This is a genomic window from Mangrovihabitans endophyticus, from assembly GCF_014646155.1.
GTDB classification, from domain to species: Bacteria; Actinomycetota; Actinomycetes; order Mycobacteriales; family Micromonosporaceae; genus Actinoplanes; species Actinoplanes endophyticus.
The window spans coordinates 39,670-60,039 of the sequence record NZ_BMMX01000023.1; the positions used below are offsets into that span (position 1 = coordinate 39,670).

Annotated in this window: 23 protein-coding genes; 14 read left to right on the top strand and 9 right to left on the bottom strand. The window is 70.6% G+C overall.

Going from position 1 to position 20,370, the window contains the following annotated elements:
* Window positions 1-143: 143 nt before the first annotated feature.
* Window positions 144-371 carry a hypothetical protein gene (locus IEY73_RS21970; RefSeq protein WP_229716037.1) on the top strand — a complete coding sequence of 76 codons (228 nt, stop codon included), beginning with the start codon at window positions 144-146 and terminating at the stop codon, window positions 369-371.
* A gap of 7 nt (window positions 372-378) precedes the next feature.
* Here IEY73_RS21970 and IEY73_RS21975 read toward each other — a convergent pair whose 3' ends face one another.
* Entirely contained in the window at window positions 379-1,146 is a 768-nt protein-coding gene (locus tag IEY73_RS21975; RefSeq protein ID WP_189081172.1) for an SAM-dependent methyltransferase, read from the bottom strand.
* Between the two features lie 104 nt (window positions 1,147-1,250).
* Here IEY73_RS21975 and IEY73_RS21980 point away from each other — a divergent pair, with 104 nt between their 5' ends.
* On the top strand, window positions 1,251-1,595 hold the full coding sequence (locus IEY73_RS21980; protein WP_189081173.1) for an ArsR/SmtB family transcription factor: 345 nt from the start codon (window positions 1,251-1,253) through the stop codon (window positions 1,593-1,595).
* 4 nt (window positions 1,596-1,599) lie between these two features.
* Window positions 1,600-2,091, top strand: a complete 492-nt coding sequence (locus IEY73_RS21985; RefSeq protein ID WP_189081174.1) for an SRPBCC family protein — start codon at window positions 1,600-1,602, stop codon at window positions 2,089-2,091.
* A gap of 123 nt (window positions 2,092-2,214) precedes the next feature.
* Here IEY73_RS21985 and IEY73_RS21990 read toward each other — a convergent pair whose 3' ends face one another.
* Entirely contained in the window at window positions 2,215-2,517 is a 303-nt protein-coding gene (locus IEY73_RS21990) for a hypothetical protein (RefSeq protein WP_189081175.1), read from the bottom strand.
* A gap of 779 nt (window positions 2,518-3,296) precedes the next feature.
* Here IEY73_RS21990 and IEY73_RS21995 point away from each other — a divergent pair.
* The 3 genes from IEY73_RS21995 (at window position 3,297) to IEY73_RS22005 (ending at window position 4,935) form a co-directional block, all read left to right on the top strand.
* A complete protein-coding gene (locus IEY73_RS21995) occupies window positions 3,297-3,797 on the top strand; it encodes a hypothetical protein (protein WP_189081176.1) in 501 nt (166 codons plus the stop codon).
* A gap of 83 nt (window positions 3,798-3,880) precedes the next feature.
* The gene (locus IEY73_RS22000) at window positions 3,881-4,381 is read left to right on the top strand and encodes a hypothetical protein (protein WP_189081177.1); all 501 of its coding nucleotides are present in this window, start codon (window positions 3,881-3,883) and stop codon (window positions 4,379-4,381) included.
* An 80-nt stretch (window positions 4,382-4,461) separates the two neighbouring features.
* Window positions 4,462-4,935, top strand: coding sequence for a hypothetical protein (locus IEY73_RS22005; RefSeq protein ID WP_189081178.1), 474 nt, complete (start codon window positions 4,462-4,464; stop codon window positions 4,933-4,935).
* A gap of 628 nt (window positions 4,936-5,563) precedes the next feature.
* Here IEY73_RS22005 and IEY73_RS22010 read toward each other — a convergent pair.
* The 3 genes from IEY73_RS22010 to IEY73_RS22020 all read right to left on the bottom strand — a co-directional run bounded on the left by IEY73_RS22010 (window position 5,564) and on the right by IEY73_RS22020 (window position 7,362).
* Window positions 5,564-5,926, bottom strand: a complete 363-nt coding sequence (locus tag IEY73_RS22010; RefSeq protein ID WP_189081179.1) for a hypothetical protein — start codon at window positions 5,924-5,926, stop codon at window positions 5,564-5,566.
* Window positions 5,927-6,718: 792 nt separating this feature from the next.
* A complete protein-coding gene (locus tag IEY73_RS22015) occupies window positions 6,719-7,057 on the bottom strand; it encodes a hypothetical protein (RefSeq protein WP_189081180.1) in 339 nt (112 codons plus the stop codon).
* Window positions 7,054-7,362 (bottom strand): hypothetical protein, encoded by a 309-nt coding sequence (locus tag IEY73_RS22020; protein ID WP_189081181.1) that lies wholly within the window; start codon window positions 7,360-7,362, stop codon window positions 7,054-7,056. The genes IEY73_RS22015 and IEY73_RS22020 overlap by 4 nt, the downstream gene beginning before the upstream one ends.
* A 166-nt stretch (window positions 7,363-7,528) precedes the next feature.
* On the opposite strand from IEY73_RS22020, the gene IEY73_RS22025 reads away from it, so the two are divergent.
* Window positions 7,529-8,284: an SIMPL domain-containing protein gene (locus IEY73_RS22025; RefSeq protein WP_189081182.1), complete on the top strand. Its 756-nt coding sequence runs from the start codon at window positions 7,529-7,531 to the stop codon at window positions 8,282-8,284.
* Between the two features lie 16 nt (window positions 8,285-8,300).
* Here the strand turns inward: IEY73_RS22025 and IEY73_RS22030 are convergent, their stop codons facing one another.
* Entirely contained in the window at window positions 8,301-9,155 is an 855-nt protein-coding gene (locus IEY73_RS22030) for an aldo/keto reductase (RefSeq protein ID WP_189081183.1), read from the bottom strand.
* An 88-nt stretch (window positions 9,156-9,243) separates the two neighbouring features.
* Between IEY73_RS22030 and IEY73_RS22035 the strand changes: the two genes are divergently transcribed.
* From IEY73_RS22035 to IEY73_RS22050, 4 genes are all read left to right on the top strand, one after another.
* A complete protein-coding gene (locus IEY73_RS22035; protein WP_189081184.1) occupies window positions 9,244-10,641 on the top strand; it encodes a DUF4407 domain-containing protein in 1,398 nt (465 codons plus the stop codon).
* A 353-nt stretch (window positions 10,642-10,994) separates the two neighbouring features.
* Window positions 10,995-11,516 carry an SRPBCC family protein gene (locus tag IEY73_RS22040; protein ID WP_189081185.1) on the top strand — a complete coding sequence of 174 codons (522 nt, stop codon included), beginning with the start codon at window positions 10,995-10,997 and terminating at the stop codon, window positions 11,514-11,516.
* Window positions 11,513-11,854, top strand: a complete 342-nt coding sequence (locus IEY73_RS22045) for a YciI family protein (RefSeq protein ID WP_189081186.1) — start codon at window positions 11,513-11,515, stop codon at window positions 11,852-11,854. The genes IEY73_RS22040 and IEY73_RS22045 overlap by 4 nt, the downstream gene beginning before the upstream one ends.
* Before the next feature lie 20 nt (window positions 11,855-11,874).
* On the top strand, window positions 11,875-13,101 hold the full coding sequence (locus IEY73_RS22050) for an RNA polymerase sigma factor (protein WP_189081187.1): 1,227 nt from the start codon (window positions 11,875-11,877) through the stop codon (window positions 13,099-13,101).
* 349 nt (window positions 13,102-13,450) lie between these two features.
* On the opposite strand, the gene IEY73_RS34410 is transcribed toward IEY73_RS22050, so the two are convergent.
* On the bottom strand, window positions 13,451-13,828 hold the full coding sequence (locus IEY73_RS34410) for a pentapeptide repeat-containing protein (RefSeq protein WP_373292841.1): 378 nt from the start codon (window positions 13,826-13,828) through the stop codon (window positions 13,451-13,453).
* A gap of 373 nt (window positions 13,829-14,201) precedes the next feature.
* On the opposite strand from IEY73_RS34410, the gene IEY73_RS34415 reads away from it, so the two are divergent.
* Entirely contained in the window at window positions 14,202-14,834 is a 633-nt protein-coding gene (locus IEY73_RS34415; protein WP_373292847.1) for an O-antigen ligase family protein, read from the top strand.
* Window positions 14,831-15,277: a hypothetical protein gene (locus tag IEY73_RS22060; protein WP_189081189.1), complete on the top strand. Its 447-nt coding sequence runs from the start codon at window positions 14,831-14,833 to the stop codon at window positions 15,275-15,277. The genes IEY73_RS34415 and IEY73_RS22060 overlap by 4 nt, the downstream gene beginning before the upstream one ends.
* A gap of 68 nt (window positions 15,278-15,345) precedes the next feature.
* Here the strand turns inward: IEY73_RS22060 and IEY73_RS22065 are convergent, their stop codons facing one another.
* The gene (locus IEY73_RS22065) at window positions 15,346-16,890 is read right to left on the bottom strand and encodes a M1 family metallopeptidase (protein WP_229716038.1); all 1,545 of its coding nucleotides are present in this window, start codon (window positions 16,888-16,890) and stop codon (window positions 15,346-15,348) included.
* Window positions 16,891-17,071: 181 nt separating this feature from the next.
* Between IEY73_RS22065 and IEY73_RS22070 the strand changes: the two genes are divergently transcribed.
* Window positions 17,072-19,057: a sensor histidine kinase gene (locus tag IEY73_RS22070; protein ID WP_189081191.1), complete on the top strand. Its 1,986-nt coding sequence runs from the start codon at window positions 17,072-17,074 to the stop codon at window positions 19,055-19,057.
* Here the strand turns inward: IEY73_RS22070 and IEY73_RS22075 are convergent.
* Window positions 18,997-20,334, bottom strand: a complete 1,338-nt coding sequence (locus tag IEY73_RS22075) for an NYN domain-containing protein (protein WP_189081192.1) — start codon at window positions 20,332-20,334, stop codon at window positions 18,997-18,999. The genes IEY73_RS22070 and IEY73_RS22075 overlap by 61 nt on opposite strands.
* Between the last annotated feature and the right edge of the window lie 36 nt (window positions 20,335-20,370).

The window sequence follows — 20,370 nt, forward strand, 5'->3', positions numbered from 1 at the left end:
GTGGATAGGGTCGCACCGGATACGCCCGCACCATCACCATCGTGGTCGGGTCGGCCATGTTCGTGCTCGGCACGCTTGGCGTGTTCGGCGTCAGCCTGGGCGGTTGACCGGCTTCTCGCCCTGTTCAGGCCCATACTGAGGGCATGACTGCCGGTTCCGTGCCCGTCCCGATGCGCCGCTGCCCGCGGTGCGGGCATCCGACCCGCGCGGACCGGATGGTCAAGGGGTACGGGCGGGACTGCGCCGCCCAGCTCGGCCTGATCGGCCACACGGTGGACACCGGGCACGCCGGCCCGGATCTGCTGGACCTGCTGGGCGCGGAGCCGGACGACTGCTGCGACGGCGGGGACCGCCCGGCGGACCTACCGTGACGCCGGGCTAGGAGTCGGCGGGGGCGGGCCGATGCGCGCGCCGCAACACCAGGGTCACAAAGCCCAGGATGTCCCGGTAGCCCCGTAGCCACTGGCGTCGGTGTTCGCGTGCCAGCGCCAGCACCTCGCCGGCATCCGGATGGCCGGGGTTGTCCAGCGCCCATTCGGTGAGCGACCCCACCCAGGACCACTCGTAGTCGTCCCACTCGGCGGGGTCGCTGACGTGGGCGTAGATCGGGGTCCAGCCGGCCGTCTCGGCACGTTCGACCAGGCCGGCGAGGTCGGTGAAGTCGTCCGGCTTGGCGCCGAGCGCGTCCAGGGCTTCGGACGTCGGCGGCGCCTGCCAGAAGCCCTCGCCCACGAGCATCACGCCGTGCTCGTTGAGGTGCCGTCCGGCCGCCCTCAGGGCCGGCGTGAAACCGCCGTACACGTGCGTGGATCCGACGCAGAAGACCAGGTCGTAGTCGCCGTCCGGGACGTATTCGCGCGCGTCGCGCTGATGCAGGTTGAGCCGGTCGGACAGGCCGCGGCTCTCCGCGGCCACGGCCGCCCGGTCCAGCGCGTACGTGCTGATGTCGACGGCGTCGGCGAACCCGTCGGGGCAGTGGGTCAGGGCTTGCATGGCCCACGCCGCCTCGCCGCAGCCGAGGTCGAGGATGCGCGCGGCCGGTCCCCGGCCGGTGCGGCGCAGGAGCCGGTTGACGGTCACGCCGGACAGCGGCGCGGCGATGGGGTGATGCGAGTGCGCGATGCTGCTGAGCCGTTGACGATCCACCAGCAAAGTGAACACGACGAGGCGGCGGACCAGCCAGCGGCGGCGGTTGCGTCGCCGCCGGAGGCGGTTGCGTCGCCGCCGGAGGCGGATTAACGTACAACCACATGGTTGTAGATTTGCCGCGTGAAGGAGAGGCTGACGCGCTGTTCCACGCGCTCGCGGACGCCACCCGTCGCGACATCCTCACCCGGGTGATCACCGCCGAGCAGTCGGTGTCCGCGCTCGCGCGGCACTACCCGATGAGCTTCGCCGCGGTGCAGAAGCACGTGACGGTGCTGGAACGGGCCGCGCTCGTCACCAAGCACAAGCGCGGAAGGGAGCAAGTCGTGCACGTGAACCTGGACGCCGTGCGCCGCGCGACGCGGTTGCTCGACGCGTACGAGCAACTGTGGCGGCAGCGCACGACGGCGATCGACCGCATCCTCAAGGAAGACCGAGAAGGGAAATGACAGCATGCCCGTGATCAGCTCGACCAAGGACGTCGAGAAACTGACGCTGACCTTCGTCGCCGAGTTCGCCGCCGCACCGGACCGGATCTGGCAGGTCTGGGCGGATCCGCGCCAGTTGGAACGCTGGTGGGGACCGCCGACCTGGCCGGCCACGTTCGAGCGGCACGACTTCACCGTGGGCGGGGACTCGCGCTATTACATGACCGGGCCCGAGGGGCAGAAGGCACGCGCATGGTGGACGGTGACGGCGATCGAGGCCCCGCATCGCCTGGAGTTCACCAACGGCTTCGCCGACGACAACGGCGAGCCGCTGGATCCCACCGACGTGTTCCGCACGGTGGTGACGCTGGAGGCGACCACCGACGGGACGCGGATGACCACCGTGGAGGTGTTCGCCCATGCCGACCAGATGGAGCGCCTGATCGGCATGGGCATGGACGAGGGCGTGAGTCTTGCCATGGGCCAGATCGACGGTCTGCTGGCCGACGCGGATTGATGCCGGCCGGGACAGCCTGAAGCGCGCACGACCCGGGCGGCGGTCAGTGCACGGTCAGTCGGATGACACGTGCGCCCGCCGCCCAGGCGCGACCCTCCCGCGCGAGGCGGGCCACGGCGAGAATCACGGAGACGACGCCTTGGTGTGCTCGGCCAGCGCGTGGCGCAACTCCGCCGGCGTGCTGCCGTAGAGCCAGCGAGGGTCGCTGCGGCGCGGCGCGCGGGGCATCGCGTAGTAACCCTCCCGCGCCCAGTCGTGCCCGCCGCCGCGGTGCCAGGTCACGGACCAAGCGGGGTAGGCGTCGTCGATCTCCTCGCAGACCGTCAGGATGCCCGACGGCCAGCCGAGCCGCTCGGCGAGCACGCGCCGGTTCCGGCGAGCCAGGTCCCGGCCGGGCTGCCCGAGCGGCTCCGCTGCGCCGCTCACGACGCCACCCGCAGGCCGCACGCCGTCCGCCACGCTGCCCGTGTCCCACCTGGAGAGAGTGTCCACCCCACCGCCCAGATCCACCTCGGCTCCGGCTTCACCTCGGCGTCCGCGCCCGCGCTGTCGCCCGCGTCGACGCTATCGCCACCCGTGAATTTACATGCCGGGTGAACGTATATCGGCGCCCGCCCGAAGGGAAGAGTGGAATGTCGGGTAATGGACAAGTCACCCTGCCGAGTCCCGGACGATCCACTCGATCGGATGAGCCGCGGGCCGGGCGCCGGACCGCCGTCCCTCGTTCAGGATCATCCGGTCGGCTCGTCGCGGCGATCTAGGTATGCGCCGACGACGGCAAGATGCCCGATTACCGATCATCCGGTTCCCGCGTTTCTCCCAGTGAGGGGCGACGTCAGCCGGTGCGGCGGGGGACGTCGACGCGAGCTTATTTGAGAAGGGGACATGAACAGTGGTAGGCGGGCTTCGCACCTGATGGGAGGTATCTCGGTTGATGACCGGTTTTCACCGCGTATCGATGGATGCCTCCGCTGGGCTGTGAGCCGTACCTCCCACGGGTTAACCGGGATGGTCGCAAGCGCCGGATGGACGCGCCGTGATCGGCGTACCGACACCCGATCGCAGGCCTCCCCGCAGTCAGGGAACGTGGAATGCGGCATCGGAACCGCCTCCACCGGTGACGGTGCCACACCTCGTTCCCGCGCCCCGGGCGGCGGTCCCGGCGGCCCAGGGGCGCACCTAACGTTCGCAGGAGGAACGCGCGCATGCGCAAGCTCACCAAACGGTCGACCGCCATTGCCGCATCCGTCGCCGTCGCCGTCGGCGCCGCAGGCGTGGCCTGGGCGGCGTGGAGCCTCACCGGCTCCGGCGACGCCCAGGCCAAGGCCGACACGGTGAAGTCGCTGAAGGTGACCAGCGCCGGTCTGCCGCCCGGCGGCCTGACGCCGGGCAACGCGACGGCCGTCCTACTGACCGTGGAGAACAAGAACCCCTTCCCGGTACGGATCACGTCGATCACGCTGAGCAGCCTCAAGTCCGGCAAGAGCGGCTGCGAAGCCGGCGACAACGTGGACATCGTCAACTCGGCGCCGCTGCCCACCGACGCGGCCAAGGTCACCGTGCCCGCGGGCACCGAGGAGAACCCGGCAACCGCCAAGATCACTTGGGACGGTCCGCTGAAGATGCGGCCAGACCCGGCCAACGCCTGCCAGGGCGCGCCCTTCAGCTTCAATGTCAACCTCAACGCGATCAGCGCGGCGAGCTGATGACGCCGGTGGGGCGGAGCGGGAGCGCAGTCTTCGCCCCGCCGGATCACGCCACGAACTCGGTGGAAACAGGAGCGAGAACGATGCGCAAAGCCCGGCTGGATCGTCGCGGCAAGACGATCCTGAGCGTGGCGGTGGCGGTGGCGGTCGTCGTCAACGCCTCGGTGGCGTGGGCCTACTGGTCACTCAGCGGCTCCGGCAACGCGGTCTCCGTCGCCGGATCGGCGGTCGAGCTGGAACTCAACGGCCGCTCCGACGAGAGCAAGCCCCTGTATCCGGGCGGAAGCACGAATCTGACCGTCACGGTGACCAACAAGAACGACTTCCCGATCAAGATCACCACGGTGTCGCCGGGCCCCGGAAGTGTGACAGCCGACGCGTCGCATCGTGACGCCGGTTGCCGCAGCACCGGCGTATTCGTTGCATCAGATGTGCTCCGCGTCGCCTGGGAAGTGCCCAAGAACACCATCGGGGTGTTCACCGTGTCCGACGGGCTGAAGATGAACAACAGCTCGGACTCGGCCTGTCAGGGCGCCACCTTCTCGATTCCGGTGCGGGCCACCGGCGTGAGCAACGCCTCCTGACCCTCGCGGGAGCGGGCCGGCCGGCGCGCCGCTCCACGCTCACCCCCCTCGCGCGCCGGTGAAGCACCCCTGGAGTGTCCGTGCATCGATGGCAGACAATCGCTGTCGCGGCGGCAGCCCTCGTCGGCACGGCCGGGCTCGGCCTGGCGATGCTGCGCCCGCACGACCCGAACGCCCAGCCGATGACGCTCAGCGCCGCCCCGGCAGCCGCGGGCCGGTACGCGTTCGCGGTACGCGCGGGCGCCGTCGACAGCCTCTATCCGGGCGCCGACCGGCGGCTGATACTCACCTTTTCCAACCCGTACGACTTCGACCTGGTCGTGACCGGGATGCGCGCACGGGTGGCGTCCACCTCCAAACCCGGCTGCGCGCCGATCGACACCAACCTCGAGGTGCGTGACTACATCGGCAGGCTCCCGGTGCGGGTGGACGCCGACGACACTCGCGAAGCCGGCAGCATCCCGTTGCACATGCCCAACACGGTGGTGGACGCTTGCCAGGCGGCGGTGTTCCACATCGCGCTCACCGCCGACGCGACCCGAGTGTCCCCATGAGCCGACCGATGCGCCTGCTGGCGACGCTGGCGGCAGCCGGTGGCCTGGCAGCGGCCGGCGGCATCGCGTACGCGGGATGGCTCGCGGATTCGGAGGGCGAACGCTTCACCGTGTACGCCGAGCGGATCCCCCGGATGGCAGCCCCTGTCGCGTACGTGCCGCACCACCCCAAGCCACGCACCGCATCGCCGTCTGCGGCATCCTCATCTCCCGCATCGCCGTCCCCCGCGCCCCCGTCCCCGTCCTCCGCGGCTTCGTCTTCCGCAGCTTGGCCCTCCGGGGCTTCGCCTTCCGCGGCTTCGTCTTCCGCTGCCTGGCCGTCCGGGGCTTCGTCTTCCGCTGCTTCGTCTCCCGGGACTTCGTCTCCCGGGGTTTCGTCTCCCGGGGTTTCGTCTCCCGCTGCTTCGTCTCCCGCGGTAGGCGCGGCCGAGGCGGCCGGGCCGGCGCCACGGATACGTTGGCGGCCGGTCGAGGTCGGCGCCACCACGCCGGTCCAGGGCTACGTGGTCACCCGCCACCTGGGACCGGTGGCCGCCGTCGCGTGCAAGGTGCCGGCCACGGCGCGACCACGATGCACCGACGCCGACGCCCCGCCCGGATACATTGCCACCTACACCGTGCGCGGCACCTACGGTTCGTTCTGGCAGGGGCAGGACAGCGAACCCAGCCGCCCGGTGCTACGTGCGGGCACCCCGGAACCCATGATGATCGACGGCACTCCGGTCGCGCCCGCCCCGTCCGGCGCCGCACCGCCACCCGTCGACGCGGTACCCTTGGCGTCCGGCCCAGCGCCCGCCCCAACATCGGCGGCCGCGCGCACCACCACGGCACCGGCGACCCCACAGTCCACACCGGACACGCGCGCGCCGGCGACCACCGCCCCGGGACCGGGCACCACGACCACTCTCCCGGCCCGCACGTCGAACCCGACCACGCCGAGCGCGTCAACGGCCCCGGCCGGTCCCGCAGCCAGTGCGTCGACAGGCACCATCGGACCAGGATCCGCCAAGCCAACGCTCGCGACCCCCAAACCCTGACCACAGGCACCCACAAACACACCAACACCCCGCACCCCGCACCCCCACACCCCCTCCCCACACCCACACCCACACCCGCCCCCGCGCCCCCGCGGCCCCCACCCCGCACCACGCGACCCCCGCGGCCCGCACCCCGCACCCCCGCGCCCCCACACCACTCACCGATCTTGGACTTTGCGGGTGCACATATCGTCATCAAAACCACATACCTCCCCCGCAAACTCCAAGATCGACGCGCTGGGCCAGCCCCACTGGAGCGATCTTGAAGTTTGTGCGCTCGAAATCGCCATAAAAGGCCCGTAAAGCCCCCACGAAGTTCAAGATCGGCGGGGCGGCGGCAGGAGGGCGCGGGACGGGCGCGGCGGCAGGAGGGCGCGGGAACGGCGGGAGCGGCAGGAGGGCACGGGACGGGCGGGGCGGGGGACGGCGCTTGACCTTGCGGTGTTCTGAACGGCTATGAAAGCCGCATATCGCCTCACGATGCCCCGGCACCCGCAGACCTTGGAAAGTTAGCGGGCTCACGAGCACTCACGTCTCCAAGATCCGCGACACTGACCCACCCAGCAACACGCACCCACCCAGCGGCACCCACCCAGCAACACGGACCTAACAGCAACACGCACCCACCCAGCAACGCGAACCGGACAGCAACACGGACCCGCCCACGGAACGGGACGAAAGCGCCGGGAAGACACGAGCGCCGACGGCTGACCGTCGGCGCGTGGCGTGGAACCGGTGATGGTCGATCAGGCCGCGTCGCGTTGCGGAGTCTGGATCGCCGGGCGGGTCTGCATCCGACGGCGGGCCATGCCGATGGCCGCCTGGGGGCGGCGGGCCACCGCCGGTGTCGCCTCGATCGCCGGGCTTGCCGCGTGCACCGCCGCCGGCTGTGGGGCCGGCGAGCGTACCTGCAACGCCATGGTGAACATGGACCGCGACGCGTGGTCGTATCCCTCACGGTAGGCGTGATCCCGCTCCAGCCCGTGTTTGTACCACTGGTGGATGCGCCCGAAGGCGTACCCGCTGGCGATGACGAAGGCCAGCGCCAGCAGGATCTGCAGGAAACTGTTGTCCGGGGAGATCATGTGGGGATGGGCTCCTTGGTGTCGGGTGAGCTGTTCTCGGGTGAGCGACGCTCGGGGGAATGGGCGGCCCGCATCGCGGAACCCTCGGCGTGCGGCGCCGATGCCGGTGCCGCATGCGCCGGCGTGTGACGGGTTGCCAGATGGAAGAGCGTGTGGGAAGCCTGGTCGTAGCCTTCGCGGTACGCCGTTTCGCGCTCCATGCCGTGACGGGACCACTGGTGCACCCGGCCTGCGGCGTACGCGACGAAGACGATGGCAGCGACGGCGAGTGCGACCTGGAGTGCCGTGGAACTGGGCGCGGACATGCTGAAAAGCCTATTCGTTGCCAATGGGGATGGAAACGGCTGTTGTGCCGATGATCCCCTCCGGCCAGGCACGAGGTTTATGCCCGATTATCCGGGGTGTTTGTAGTGACAAAACCGAGCGCATCGGTTAGGGGCCTCCTGGCGCGCCACGGGTAGCGTCGTGCCCATGGTGGATCAGCCGATGGTCGTGGTGCGTGGCGAAGCCCTCCGCGACGTGCCCCCTGAGCTGGCTGTCGTCTCGGTGACCGCGATGTCGCGGGACAAGGACCGGCAGACCGTCCAGGCACGCCTCGCCGAGCGCGCCGACCGGGTGCGGGAGGTGCTTGACGCGTACCGGGAAGCGATCGAGAAACGCGAGACCAGCGGCGTGCAGCTCTACCCGGAGTTCAAGCGCGGCGAGCGGGTCTCGGTGTACGTGGCGAACGTGACCACGACGGTGACGGTCACCGACTTCGGCGTGCTCGGCGACCTGATGCTGCGCCTGGGCGCCCTGGAGCAGACCCGGATCGCCGGGCCGTGGTGGCAGCTCCGCCCGGCCAGCACGGCCGGTGCCGAGGTGCGCCGCGAGGCTATCGCCGAGGCGCTGCGGCGCGCCCGTGAGTACGCGGCAGCGGTCGACGCCGAACCGGACCGGCTGGTGGAGATCGTGGACGAGGGCGCGGACGGCGGTGCCCCCCGCCCGATGATGATGCGGACGGCGGCATTCCACGCGGAGGCCGCCGATGCCGCCCCGCATCTGGACATCGAGCCGCAGTTGCAAACCGTCCGCGCCGCGGTGGTGGTCCGGGTGGCGATCACCCCACCCGCGAACTTCCCCACCGGACCAGAGACGACCGGGCCAGAGACGACCACCGGACCAGAAACGACCAGCCCAGAAACGACCGGGCCAGAAACGACCAGCCCAGAAACGACCGGGCTGTGACCCTGTAGCGGATGTCTCAGGCGTTCGGGATCCAGTTCATGGAGTCCGGGTTCGCGCCCGTACGACCCTTCTCGCCCCGGTCCAGGTCGCTGATCGAGGCCATCGACGGCTCGTCCAGCTCGAAGTCGAAGAGGTCGAAGTTCTCCCGGATGCGGGACTCGGTGGAGCTCTTCGGGAAGATGATGTCCCCGCGCTGCAGGTGCCACCGCAGCACCACCTGCGCCGGCGTCTTGCCGACCTGGCCGGCGACCGCCTCGATGGCCGGGTCGTTCAGCACCGCGCCCTGGGCGATCGGCGAGTACGCCTCGGTGGCGATCTCGTTGTCCCGGTTGTAGGCGCGCAGTTCGTCGTTGGCCAGATACGGGTGGACCTCGATCTGGTTCACCGCCGGGCGGACCTCGGTCTCGGCCCGCAACCGGCCCAGGTGGTGCTGGGTGAAGTTGGACACGCCGATGGAACGGGCGCGCCCGTCGCGGTAGAACTCCTCCAGCGTTTTCCACGTCTGCACGAAGTCACCGTCGTACCGGCCGGGCAGCGGCCAGTGGATCAGGAACAGGTCCACGTAGTCGGTGCCGAGCGCCTTCAGGGTCTCGTCGAACTTGCGCCGGGCGTCGTCCGGCAGGTGCCCGTCGTTGTTCAGCTTGCTGGTGATGAAGAAGTCGGTGCGCGGCAGCCCGGAGGCGGTGAGTGCGTCGCCCACCCCCTGCTCGTTGCGGTACATCTGGGCGGTGTCGATGTGGCGGTACCCGACCTCGATCGCCGTCTCGACGGCCGCCCGGGTCTGCGGCGGCGGCACCTGGAAAACGCCGAAACCGAGCTGCGGGATGGTACGTCCGTCGTTGAGCAGAATGCCGGGAACTGCGGAAGCCATGGTGCTCCTCACGTCGTGATTTCCGTCTTCACACGTGGGGTTACCCGTTTCAACCGCGTGTGCACCTGTGATGGACGAGACTCGGATCATGCGCAGCCGCCGTCCGCTGCTGCTCCGGATCGCGAACGTCAACCCGGACAGCGTGAACACCCACTCCGACCGGGTGCTTTACCGCACCATCGGGGTGTTCATCCTGCTCTATTTCGGGTACGCGACGGCCGGCGGTGCCGCGTTCGTGGACGCCAGCGTCGACTACTCCCACCCGTGGTGGCAGTGGCTGGTCGGCCCGCTGGTGGCGACCGGTGTGGTCGCGTACGACCGGGCGGTGGTCGGCCGGGTCGGCGTCAGCTTCGACAATCTCGGCTCGACCGACCCGGCGGACCTGTTGAAACGGCCCACCTTCGGGCTGTACGCCGGACGCATCGCGCTCGCCCTGCTGTTCGCGCTGATGATCACCGAGCCGTTGATGCTCACCCGCTACCGGGGCGAGATCGACGCCCGGCTCAACGAGGTGCACAACGCGCAGATCAGCGCGTCGGAGGGCACCGGCGCGGTCGCCACGTACCAGGCCCGGCTGGCCGAGTTGAAGCAGTTGTCGGTCGGCGAGGACGAGGCGGTGGCCGCGCTGAACGCCAGCGCCGCCCAGAAGCGCCGCGACGCCCGCGCGCTGTACCAGCAGGCGCTGGCCGACTCGGCGGGCGACGGGGTGTCCCGCAAGGCCGGGTGCCCGGCCGGCGGCTACTGCGACAGCCTGGTGCAGCGTTCCCGCGCGCTGGACGATGAGGCCGCCGCGTTGGACGTGCAGGCCGCCCAATTGCAGCAGAGTCAGCAGACCGCCCGCGCCGCACGGGACGCCGAGATCACCGACCTGACCGCCAAGATCAGCGAGCAGCGCACCGCCAACGCCGCGGCCATCCGCGCGGACAGCGGCTTCGGCGCCCGTACGACGGCGATGTGGCACCTGATCAGCAGCGACTTCTGGGGCATCGGCGTGTTCTACATCGGCATCGCGCTGCTGCTCGTCGCGTTGGACTGCGCCGCGGTCGGGCTGAAGTTCGTGTCCCGTGGCAACGCCTACGAACGCAACGAGGCCCGCATCGCCCGGCAACGCGAACACCAGGCGGTCATCGCGTACCGGCGCGGCGTCGACGACGCCCGCACGTACGGCGAGGCGAGCGCCCGCATCCTGGCCGGCGGCCTGGACCGGGCGGCGCAGGACGAGCAACTGACCCAGGCGGCGGCGGACCGGGCGCGGGCGTTGCTTTACGCGGCGTTGCAGACACAGCTTGCCGACCCCACGGACGAGACCACGGACGAGACCACGCCCGAGACCACGCCCGCGGCGAAGACGCCGGGCGATCAGCCCACCGCCGGAGACCCGCACGACGCGGCGATCAACCCGCGGTCGCCCCAGCATCGGCGCCCGACGGGCGGGCCGGCCAACCGCAGAGATCGGCACCACAGCGCGGGAGCCACACGGACATAGCAGGCGGACACCGCAGGTGGCGTCCGCGACTACTCAATTTGTGACCCGAAGCGGCAACGACACCGGCGGTCGAGATATCATTCATGCGACGCGTCGCCACGCCCACGCTCTGTAATCGGTGACGGCGTCGTCTCCACAGTTCGGGCCCCTCACCGGGGCCCGTTCTCGTTTCCCAGCTCCCTCCGCAGCCCGAGGCGGCGACGGAAGCTGCCTGAGGGACGCGGCGAGCGACCGCTCCAACAGCCGTCCCTCCGCTACGCACCTGCCGGCTTGAAGAGATTCTGAGTCGCCGCCTGTAGTAGAACGCCTCTCCCGTTCGTCATGGACCATGAGCGACACGAAAGGAGAGGCTCATGGACGTGGTCACCGGCGCTCAGGTGGCGGTCACGCTGACCGTCCCGACGTCACGGGAACACATGTGGGACCGGATCACTGCGGTGGACCGGATCGGCGAATGGAGCCCGGAAGCCACCGGCGCGGCTTGGAGCGGCGACGGCACCTCCGACGGCCGCACGGCCGGCCCGGTGGCGGGCGCGCGATTCACTGCGCACAACCGCTTCCCCAACGGCTTCGAAAGCACCGTGACCTGCGTGGTCGTCGAAGCACGCCGACCGTCGGTGTTCGCCTGGACGGTGGTCAACGACTCCGGTGAGGTTGGTTCGACCTGGCGCTACGAGCTGCGCGACGGGAGCGAACCGGAAACCAGCGTCGTCCACCATTCTTTCACCCACGGTCCCGGCCCCAGCGGCGTCCGGCCCCTGGCCGAAGCGAATCCGCAGGCCGTCAACGACCGTCTTGTCATGCTGTGCCGGAACATGACGACCACGATCGCCGCCATGGCCGGCGACGCCACGATGTCGGGAGAGACGCGATGAGATATCTGATGCTGGTGTGCACCGACCCGACTTACCGGCCCGACGGCGACGACGGTGCGCCGGACGTCGATGACTGGGTCGCCGAGATGGACGGCAAAGGCATCCGCCTGATGGGCGAGCGGGTCCGGCCGGCGAGCGACGCCACCACCGTGCGGGTCCGCAACCGCGAGGTGCTGCTGACCGACGGCCCGTACGCGGAGACGAAGGACCATATCGCCGGCTTCGACATCCTGGAGTGCGCCGACCTGGACGAAGCCATCGAGGTCGCCGCGAAACACCCGATGGCCTGGGGTGGGGTGATCGAGTTGCGCCCGTTCTGGCCGGCCGACGAGGACTGACCGGGCGGCGAGCGCACCGCATGACGCCGGAGAGGGATCTCATCGCGGAGATCTACGCCGACGGGTGGAGCCGGATCGTGGCCATCATGATCCGGCTGACCCGTGACTGGAGCCTGGCCGAGGAATGCACGCAGGACGCCTTCGCGCGGGCGCTGCATACCTGGCCGACGTCCGGCGTGCCGGACCAGCCGCTGGCCTGGTTGACCACCACCGCGCGACGCCGGGCGATCGACCGGATGCGGCGGGCGGCGACGGAGGCGGCCAAGTTGAAGGAGGTGGCCGCCGCCGTGGAGCCGCAGCCGCCGCCGTACGTGCGGGACAGTCAGATCCCGGACGAGCGGCTGGAGCTGATGTTCACCTGCTGCCATCCGTCGTTGAATCTCGACGCCCAGGTGGCGTTGACGCTGCGAAGCCTGGCGGGCATGAGCACGGCGGAGATCGCCCGCGCGTTCCTGGTGCCGGAACGCACCATGGGCCAGCGGCTGTTCCGCGCCAAGCAGAAGGTGGCGCATGCCGGCATCCCGTTTCGGGTGCCGCCGGCGCACCTGCTGCCGGAACGGCTGCCGGCCGTCCTGCACGTGTTGTATCTGCTTTTCAACGCCGGCTACGGCGATCCGCAGAAGACACGGTTGTGCGCCGAGGCCATCCGCCTGGCGCGAGTCCTGACCGCGGCGATGCCCGACGAGCCGGAAGCGCTGGGCGTGCTGGCGCTGATGCTGCTGCATGACGCCCGGCAGACCACGCGCGTCGACGCGGCCGGTGCATTGGTCCTGCTCGCCGACCAGGACCGTACACAGTGGAATGCTGCGCAGATCGCGGAGGGCGCCGCGCTGTGCGAGAGGGCGTTGCGTCGACGGCGGGCCGGCCCAATGCAGTTGCAGGCGGCGATCGCGGCCTGCCATGCGACCGCGCCCACGGCGGCGGACACCGATTGGGCGCAGATCGCCGGCCTCTACGCCCACTTGGCGAGCCTGCACCCCGGCCCGGTCGTGGAGCTGAACCGCGCCGTCGCGGTCAGCATGGCGGACGGCCCGGAGGCGGCGCTCCCCCTGATTGAGGCGGTCGCGGCGTCCGGCCGGCTCGACGACTATCACCTGCTGCACGCCACCCGCGCCGATCTGCTGCGCCGGACCGGGCGCGCGGCGGAGGCGGCGGACAGCTATCGCGCGGCGTTGCGGCTGGCACCCACCGAGGCGGAGCGGAGTTTCCTGCGCGGGCGGCTCGCCGACCTGCCCCCGCAAAGCTGATCACTGCCCCCGCAAAGCTGATCACTGCCCCCGCAACGCTGATCGCGGTGTGCCACAAGCGTTTTTCGATGAATCAACACTGTGGACAAGGTGAACTCTGCACAAACTGTCCACAGTGGAACCATGAGTGGCGCAGGGATGGTAGGTGTTTACGGGTGCCGCGGGTTTCCGTGGCGTCGGCATGACGGGGGGTGACCATGTCTGTGTTTTCGCGCGGTGAAACGCCGACCGCCGGCGAAACGCCCAGTGCGGGCGAAACGCCCGGTGCGGGCGGCGCGGTGGGAGTCTCGCTTCCCGTCGCGGTCCTCATGGCCGCCGTGGCGGCCGGGATCGTGGCCCAGGGCGGCTACTACCCGCCGGGCCGGATGCTGGTCACCGCACTGACGTTCGTCGCGGCGATCGCCGCATGGTTCAGCACCGGCCGCCGCAGCACCGCCTCCCGCAGCACCGCCTCCCGCAGCACCGCCTCCCGCAGCACCGGCCGCCGCATCACCGCCTCCCGCAGCACCGCCTCCCGCAGCGTCACCGCCCCGGCGGCGAGCCTCGCTCTCCCGACCGCCGCCGGCGCCCTCGCGCTCTGGGCACTCATCCGCGGCTTCGCGGCCGCCAGCCCGGCCCTCGCGGTGGCCGCCGCGGCCACGCTGGCCTGCATGGTGGCGGGCGTCGCGTTGCTGCGGCGCACCAGCCCCGCCGAACGAGTCACGGTGACCGACACCATGATCGCCATCGGCGCCCTGGTGGCGGCCACCGCCTGGATCGGTGTCGCATGGCGGGTGCCACGTCTGGCGGTGCTGGTCGAGGGGCGCCTGTGGCGAGGGGCGTCGACACTGACCTATCCCAACGCGGCAGCCGCGCTGCTGGCGGCCACCGCCCTGCTCGCGATCGCGCTCACCGTGACCAGCCCGCGGTCACCGGTGCGGCTCGCCGCGAGCTACCTGATCCTCGTCGGGGTCGGCGCGGCGCTGAGCCGCGCCGGCATCCTCGCCCTGGTCGCCGGCCTGCTGCTGATCGCCGCGCGCAGCGGCGTGCGCGCGACGACGCGGGCCGGCCTGCCACCCCTGGCCGGTGCGGGCGTCGCGGTCGCCGCCCTCGTCCCCTCGATGCCCGTCGGCTCCCCACCGCATCCGCTGCTGAGTCTGGCCGGTCTGATCGTCGGCCTGGTGATCGCGGTGGGAGTGCCCCGGCTGCCGTCCCGAGCCGGGCTCGCGGTCCTCCTCGGCTTGGTGGCCGCGGGCGGGCTCGCCGTCGCGGTCGTGGGGAACGCGGACGCCGTGCACCGGGTCCTCGACAGCCGCGGCACCGTCGCCTCGTCCGGCCGCAGCTTCGGCGCGCGCGCCGCGCTGGACGTGATCGCCGGGCACCCGGTGGCCGGGACCGGAATCGGGCGCGCGTTTCTGCTGTGGCGCGAGCCCGGCGGCAACGCCCGCGTCGCGCACCTGGTGCACAACGAATATCTCCAGGTCGTGGTCGACCTCGGCCTGATCGGCGCGGTGCTGCTCGCCGGCCTGCTTGCCGCGATCGTGCTCGTGATTCGGCGTGGACGTGCCTGCGGCGCGCCGGCGCAGGTGCGCACCGGCGCCATCGCCGCGCTCGTGGCGCTCGCCGTGCACAGCGGCTTCGACTTCCTGTGGCACCTGGCGGTGATACCGCTCGTCGCCGGTCTGCTCGTCGGCCTGACCGCGGCGGCCACGGGAGACAAAGAAACAACCCTACCGAGGAAAGGACACAGATGAGACGAGGGAAATGGACCGTTCCGGCAGTGGCCGCAGCAGCGGTCTCCGTCGGGGCGGCCCTGGCGTTCGCCGTGCCGGCCAGCGCCGGAGTCAACCTGCAGTCGGAATCGGATGCGACGGCGGCGGTGAAGCTCGGCGCGAACGCCCGGCTCGATGCGAAGGGCGCGGTGGTCTTCGCACCGGTCTATCTCACCTGCACGCCGGGGTCGGACAGCTATCTGCAGGTCAGCGTGACCCAGGCGGTGGGAAACGACATCGCCAGCGGCAGCCGGTACAGGGAAATCGACGACTGCACCGGTGAGCGTCAGAAGATTCAGGTATCGGTCACCCCGACAAACCATCCGTTCCAGCGCGGCGTCGCCTTCGGGGAGGCGATGCTCACCGTCTGCGACTACCGCGGTTGCACCAGCCCGTACGACGAACACACCATCAGGATTCGATAACGCCGAGATTCGATAACGCCTGCCGGTGCTTCGGGTCCCGCAACCGGGTCCCGAAGCACCGGCGGTCGTCAGCGCAGCGCCGGTGCCGACAGCACGGCCGCGGCGGGAGCGGGGGCGGGGGCCGGCGCGGTCACCGTCCAGTCGGGGTGACCCGGCATCGGCGGGGTGGTGCTGCCGTACAGCCACGCCCGCAGGAACGAGCGCAGATCCCGGTGCGCCACCACGGAAGCCAGCGCGATGAAATCGTCCGTGCTCGCCGACTTGCCCTGGTAAAGCCGCACCCAGGCGCGTTCCACCTGCTGGAACCGCTCGGCGCCGATCTTCTGCTGCAGGGCGTACAGCACCAGCGCCCCACCGTCGTACACGTTGGGGTTGAAGACGTCCCAGATCGAGTCGGACCGGGCCGGGGCGGCGACCGGGCCGTACCGGGCGCGGTACTGGTCACCACGGGCGTAGACGGCCTTGAAGTAGCTTTCCAGGTCCGCAGAGCGGGTGTATTGCTGGAAGACGCCGGTCTCCTGCGCGTACTGCAATTCGTACCACGTGGCGTGGCCCTCGTTCTGCCAGACGTCGCTCCACGTCCACGGCGCGACGCTGTCGCCGAACCACTGGTGCGCCAACTCGTGCGCCATGATCGGGTCGAGGATGAACGCGGGGGCACCGAACAGCCCGGTGTCGTACAGCGACAACGACTGCGTCTCCAACGCGAACCCGAGGTCGGCGTCGATGACCAGGGAGCCGTACGCCTCGAACGGGTACGGGCCGACCTTGTCCGCCATCCACGCGACCTGGGAACGCTCCACGTCCGCGGCGGGCAGCAGGGAATCCGCGAGCCGGCGCGGCACCACGTCGCGGATCGGCACGCCGTTCACCGACGGCCGGCGATGCACCACGAAATCACCCACCGCGACCTGCACCAGCTCGCTGGCCATCGGCTGGGTTTCCCGGTACGTCCAACTGGTGTGACCGCCACGGGTGCGCCGACACACGTACGCGCCGTTGGCGGTGGCCGTCCATCCGACCGGCGCGGTCAGCGTGATGGTGTAGGTCGCCTTGTCCCGCGGGTGGTCGTTGCTGGGGAACAGCAGGTGCGCCGTGTTCGGCTGGGCGGCCAGCACCGTGCCGTCCTGCGTGGTGACGAAGCCGACCGGCGAGTCGGCGTCGGCCGGGATCGGCGTCGCGGTGAAGCCGGTGACCCGGACCGTGAAGCGCTTGCCCTTGGCAAGGTGGCGCCGCGGGGTGACGATCAGCTCGTCCCCGTCGCGGCGGAACGCGGCGCGCCGCCCGTCCACCGTGACGCCGCGCAGCGCATCGCCACCGAAGTCGAGGTCGAACCGGGACAGACTCTGCGTCGCGACCGCCGTGATCGTCACGTCGCCGGTGACCGTCTGCCGCGGGTCCTTGCGCGGGTAGGTGAGGTGCACATCGTAATGACGCACGTCGTAGCCACCGTTGCCGAGCAACGGATAGAGCCTGTCCCCGAGACCGGCCGAGCCGGGTGTGGCACGCCCCCCGGCACCGTATGCCGGAGCGACCGCCCCGGTGATGCCGATGAGCGCGGCGACGCCGAGCACCACCGCGCGGGAGAGGCGTTTACCTATGTAAGCCGTCATGGTCGCTGACGCTACGCGGCCCCCGGTGGCTGCAACATTGATTTGCATCGCATCGTGATGTGTCCATCGAGCACCCGCGCGGCGGAACCGGGCATCGGGAGCAATTTCGGCGAGCGTCGGCGCCACCCGCCCTGTTGGTGCGACAGTCGGCCTATCGGCGTTCTCTGATGGTGGTGAATCCATGGCTACGACGACTGTTCACCGCGTCGGCACGGCGCTCGCGACATCCGGCCTGGTGATCGCCGCCGTCGTGCTGGCCGGCTGGTCCGCACCGGTCCGCGTGCTGGTGCAGGTGGTGCCCGGGGCGCCAATGATGACCCCGTTGACGGCGGTGCTGTTGATGCTGCTGGGGACGGCGGTGCTGCTGCGTGCCCGGCCCGTGACCCGGCGGGTCGCGCAGCGCTGCGGCGTCGGCCTCGGGTTGCTGGTGTCCGCGGGCGCCGTGGTGGTGCTGTTCGGCTATCTCAGCAGCCTGCCGATCGGCATCGACCGGCTGCTGTTCGTCACCCAGACGCAGGAGGTGCGTGGGACCGGCCGGTCGTCACCGCACACCGCCATCGCCCTGCTCTGCTTCGGTCTGACGGTCGCGCTGCTCGACGTGCGCCCGCCGCGGTTCCGGCCGGCGACACCCCTGTTCGTCGCGGGCGTCACGGTGTCGTTGACCGGTCTGCTCGGGTACGCGTACGGCGTCGCCTATCTGCACAGCCTCGACCGGGTCACCGGCATGGCCGTACACACCGCGTTGTGCCTGCTGTTGCTGGCCGGCGGGATCAGCGCCGCACGCCCGGACCGCGGCGTCGCGCAGATGCTGACCAGCCACGGGCCGGGCCGGGTGCTGGCCCGGCGGCTGGGGCCGGTGATGCTCCTGGTGCCGTTCCTGGCCGGCGTGCTGAGCAGCGGAACCAACCGGATCGCCGGCGCGGTGCCGCAGTTCCTGATCACGCTGGTGATCATCGGATGTGTGCTGGTGCTGATGGCGGCGGTCGGGCACGTCACCACCACGGTCGACGCCGCCGACCGGCGCCTGCGCGACCAGCAGGCGTTCACCAACACCCTTCTGCATTCGCTTCACAGCGGCGTCGTCGTCCTCGACCCGCAGGCACGGGTGATCGACGTCAATCCGCGCTGGTGCGAACTGGCCGGGCGACCGGCCGACGCGATGCTCGGCGCCCGGCCGCCGTTCCCCTGGTGGCCGGGCGACCGGGCGACGGACCTGGGCCGGCACCTGGCCGGAACCATGCGCGGGGACGTTCCGGTGCGGACCGAACAGTGCCTGGCGCGCCCCGACGGCAGCACCGTCACCGTGCTCGCCACCATCGCCCCGGCCCGGAACGCGGACGGCACCACGCTGGCATGGGTGTGCACGCACACCGACATCACCGAACTCAAGCGGGTCGAGGCGGCGCTGCGGACACACACCGACGAGCTGGAACGGGCCAACCACGAACTGGCCGACAGCAACCAGCTCAAGACCGACCTGATGGCGATGCTCACCCATGAGATCGCGCAGCCGCTGAGCAGCATCGTCGGCAGCGCCGAGCTGCTCGCCGACACGTCGTCGCCGGAGGCCGACACCCCGGCACTGGCCCGCCGCATCGGCGCGGCGGGACACCGGCTGACCCGGATGGTCTCGGACATGTTGCTGATGTTCCGGCTGGAGACCCACGCGGCCACCGCCCGGCCGCAGCCGGTCGACGTCGGCGAGCTGGTCACCACGCTCGTCGCCGACCTCGCGCCCGCCGACGACCTGCGCCACGAGTTCGACGTCGGCCTGCACGCGTACGCCGATCCGGACCACCTGCGGCAGATCCTGACCAACCTGGTCACCAACGCCCGCAAGTACGGCCAGCCACCGGTGGTCATCCGGGCGCAGCGGATCGGCAACCACGTCCGCTTCACGGTGCGTGATCACGGATCCGGTGTGCCGGACGAGTTCGTCCCGCACCTGTTCAGCCGGTTCACCCGGTCCGAGACGATGGCCGCGGCGCCGGGCATCGGCCTCGGGCTGTACATCACCCAGCAACTGGCGCAGGCCAACGGCGCCACCATCGTCTATCGGCACGCCACGCCGCACGGCGCCGAGTTCGTCCTCGACATACCCGCGGCTCAGATCCCGGCGTTCTCCCGGGAGGCCGGCGGGCGCTCCGGGGTGATGTCGCCGGGTTGAGGCGGCGAGGCCACCGCCAGCCACTCCCGCACGACGGCGACGTCCGCCTCGGACAGGCCCAGGTCGGCCGCGTCCGCGCGGCCGAGCACATTGTCGAGGAATGCCGCCCCGATCTCCGCGGCCGACGGCGGCGGTTGCCGGTACAGCGGACAGCCACCGTACGCGGCGCCGCGGGTCACCAGCGCGATCGTGTTGCGCCGCACCTCGACGTCGCGAGCGACCAGTTCGTCCCGCGACCACCGGGTGGCCTCGGTGAGGTTGAAGCGGTGCGTCTCGGCGTAATCGGCAAGCACCTGATAGATCGCCGCCCAGGTGGACGTCTCCAGGCGCGGCAGGCCGAGCAGCCGGCACAGTTGATCGACCGGCTCCGGGACGGCCACCCCGCCGGGCGTCGCCGAAGCGGTCGCCGCCGGAGGCGCCGGATGCCGGCCGTCGTGCCACAGGTAGTGCTGGGAGAAACGCGCCTCGGGCAGTTGCAGACCCTCCAGCGCCTTGACGAAACCGCCGTGCCCGAACCAACTGGTGGTGTCCACCGCCCCACCGAGCAGCCGGCGCACCTCGTGGGCGAGCGAGGCCAGGTTGAGCGGCTCACCGGCATCGGTGTACCGGTCGGTGACGATGCTCCGGAACCGCTCGTACGCCTGATCCGCGCCACCGTCCGATGCGGCGTCCGCCATCGCAGGGCCGGACGGCCCGTCGCCCAGCGGCTCGTCCTCGTCGGCGTCGACCGGTTCGCCCTGCACCAGTTCGAGAAGCTGCTCGCTGCCGATCAACCGGTCCGCCACAGCGGTGAACGCCTCCGCGGCATCCAGCGGCGACACCACCGTGGTGCGCCGATCCGCGCGGCGCAACCGCTGCAGCAGCGGCGTCATGTCCGAGTCACCGGAACCGATGACGAATTCGTCGTACACACCCTCGCCCAGCGCCTCCAGCGCATCCACCACGATGCGGATGTCCGCGGCGTTCTTGGTGTGTGTCAGCCGGGGACAGTCGACCACCTCGAACCCGGCCCGCGTGAACGACGACCGGAACCGGTAGAACTGCAGCCGGGGCATGGACGCCGCGGGGTCCGGATGCGGCACCCACCCGGCCGGGTTCATGTAGCAGCGCAGCACCAGCCAGCGGCGTGGCCCGTCAACCGTCAGCGACGTGGCCAGCCGCGCCGCCCAAACGCCAGGGTCTTCGGCGAATTGCATCGCGACGTCCGGGTCCTGCTTGAGGAGTCCGGTGAAGACGTTGTCAAAGTCCAGATAGAGCGCGGCACGAACCCGGTGCATGGACCGAACGTACCCGCACCCCCCGACAGGGGTGAT

Excerpts from the sequence above, each read along its gene's own strand:
- IEY73_RS22025 (WP_189081182.1), top strand. The coding sequence starts at position 7,529 with ATGGTGGATCAGCCGATGGTCGTGGTGCGTGGCGAAGCCCTCCGCGAC.
- IEY73_RS22060 (WP_189081189.1), top strand. The coding sequence starts at position 14,831 with ATGAGACGAGGGAAATGGACCGTTCCGGCAGTGGCCGCAGCAGCGGTC.
- IEY73_RS21980 (WP_189081173.1), top strand. The coding sequence starts at position 1,251 with ATGGTTGTAGATTTGCCGCGTGAAGGAGAGGCTGACGCGCTGTTCCAC.
- IEY73_RS22035 (WP_189081184.1), top strand. The coding sequence starts at position 9,244 with ATGCGCAGCCGCCGTCCGCTGCTGCTCCGGATCGCGAACGTCAACCCG.
- IEY73_RS22070 (WP_189081191.1), top strand. The coding sequence starts at position 17,072 with ATGGCTACGACGACTGTTCACCGCGTCGGCACGGCGCTCGCGACATCC.
- IEY73_RS22030 (WP_189081183.1), bottom strand. The coding sequence starts at position 9,155 with ATGGCTTCCGCAGTTCCCGGCATTCTGCTCAACGACGGACGTACCATC.
- IEY73_RS34415 (WP_373292847.1), top strand. The coding sequence starts at position 14,202 with ATGCCCGTCGGCTCCCCACCGCATCCGCTGCTGAGTCTGGCCGGTCTG.
- IEY73_RS22020 (WP_189081181.1), bottom strand. The coding sequence starts at position 7,362 with ATGTCCGCGCCCAGTTCCACGGCACTCCAGGTCGCACTCGCCGTCGCT.
- IEY73_RS21970 (WP_229716037.1), top strand. The coding sequence starts at position 144 with ATGACTGCCGGTTCCGTGCCCGTCCCGATGCGCCGCTGCCCGCGGTGC.
- IEY73_RS34410 (WP_373292841.1), bottom strand. The coding sequence starts at position 13,828 with ATGGCGATCATGGTGTCGGTCACCGTGACTCGTTCGGCGGGGCTGGTG.
- IEY73_RS21985 (WP_189081174.1), top strand. The coding sequence starts at position 1,600 with ATGCCCGTGATCAGCTCGACCAAGGACGTCGAGAAACTGACGCTGACC.
- IEY73_RS22010 (WP_189081179.1), bottom strand. The coding sequence starts at position 5,926 with ATGGTGCCTGTCGACGCACTGGCTGCGGGACCGGCCGGGGCCGTTGAC.
- IEY73_RS22040 (WP_189081185.1), top strand. The coding sequence starts at position 10,995 with ATGGACGTGGTCACCGGCGCTCAGGTGGCGGTCACGCTGACCGTCCCG.
- IEY73_RS22045 (WP_189081186.1), top strand. The coding sequence starts at position 11,513 with ATGAGATATCTGATGCTGGTGTGCACCGACCCGACTTACCGGCCCGAC.
- IEY73_RS22050 (WP_189081187.1), top strand. The coding sequence starts at position 11,875 with ATGACGCCGGAGAGGGATCTCATCGCGGAGATCTACGCCGACGGGTGG.
- IEY73_RS22000 (WP_189081177.1), top strand. The coding sequence starts at position 3,881 with ATGCGCAAAGCCCGGCTGGATCGTCGCGGCAAGACGATCCTGAGCGTG.
- IEY73_RS22065 (WP_229716038.1), bottom strand. The coding sequence starts at position 16,890 with ATGACGGCTTACATAGGTAAACGCCTCTCCCGCGCGGTGGTGCTCGGC.
- IEY73_RS21995 (WP_189081176.1), top strand. The coding sequence starts at position 3,297 with ATGCGCAAGCTCACCAAACGGTCGACCGCCATTGCCGCATCCGTCGCC.
- IEY73_RS22075 (WP_189081192.1), bottom strand. The coding sequence starts at position 20,334 with ATGCACCGGGTTCGTGCCGCGCTCTATCTGGACTTTGACAACGTCTTC.
- IEY73_RS22015 (WP_189081180.1), bottom strand. The coding sequence starts at position 7,057 with ATGATCTCCCCGGACAACAGTTTCCTGCAGATCCTGCTGGCGCTGGCC.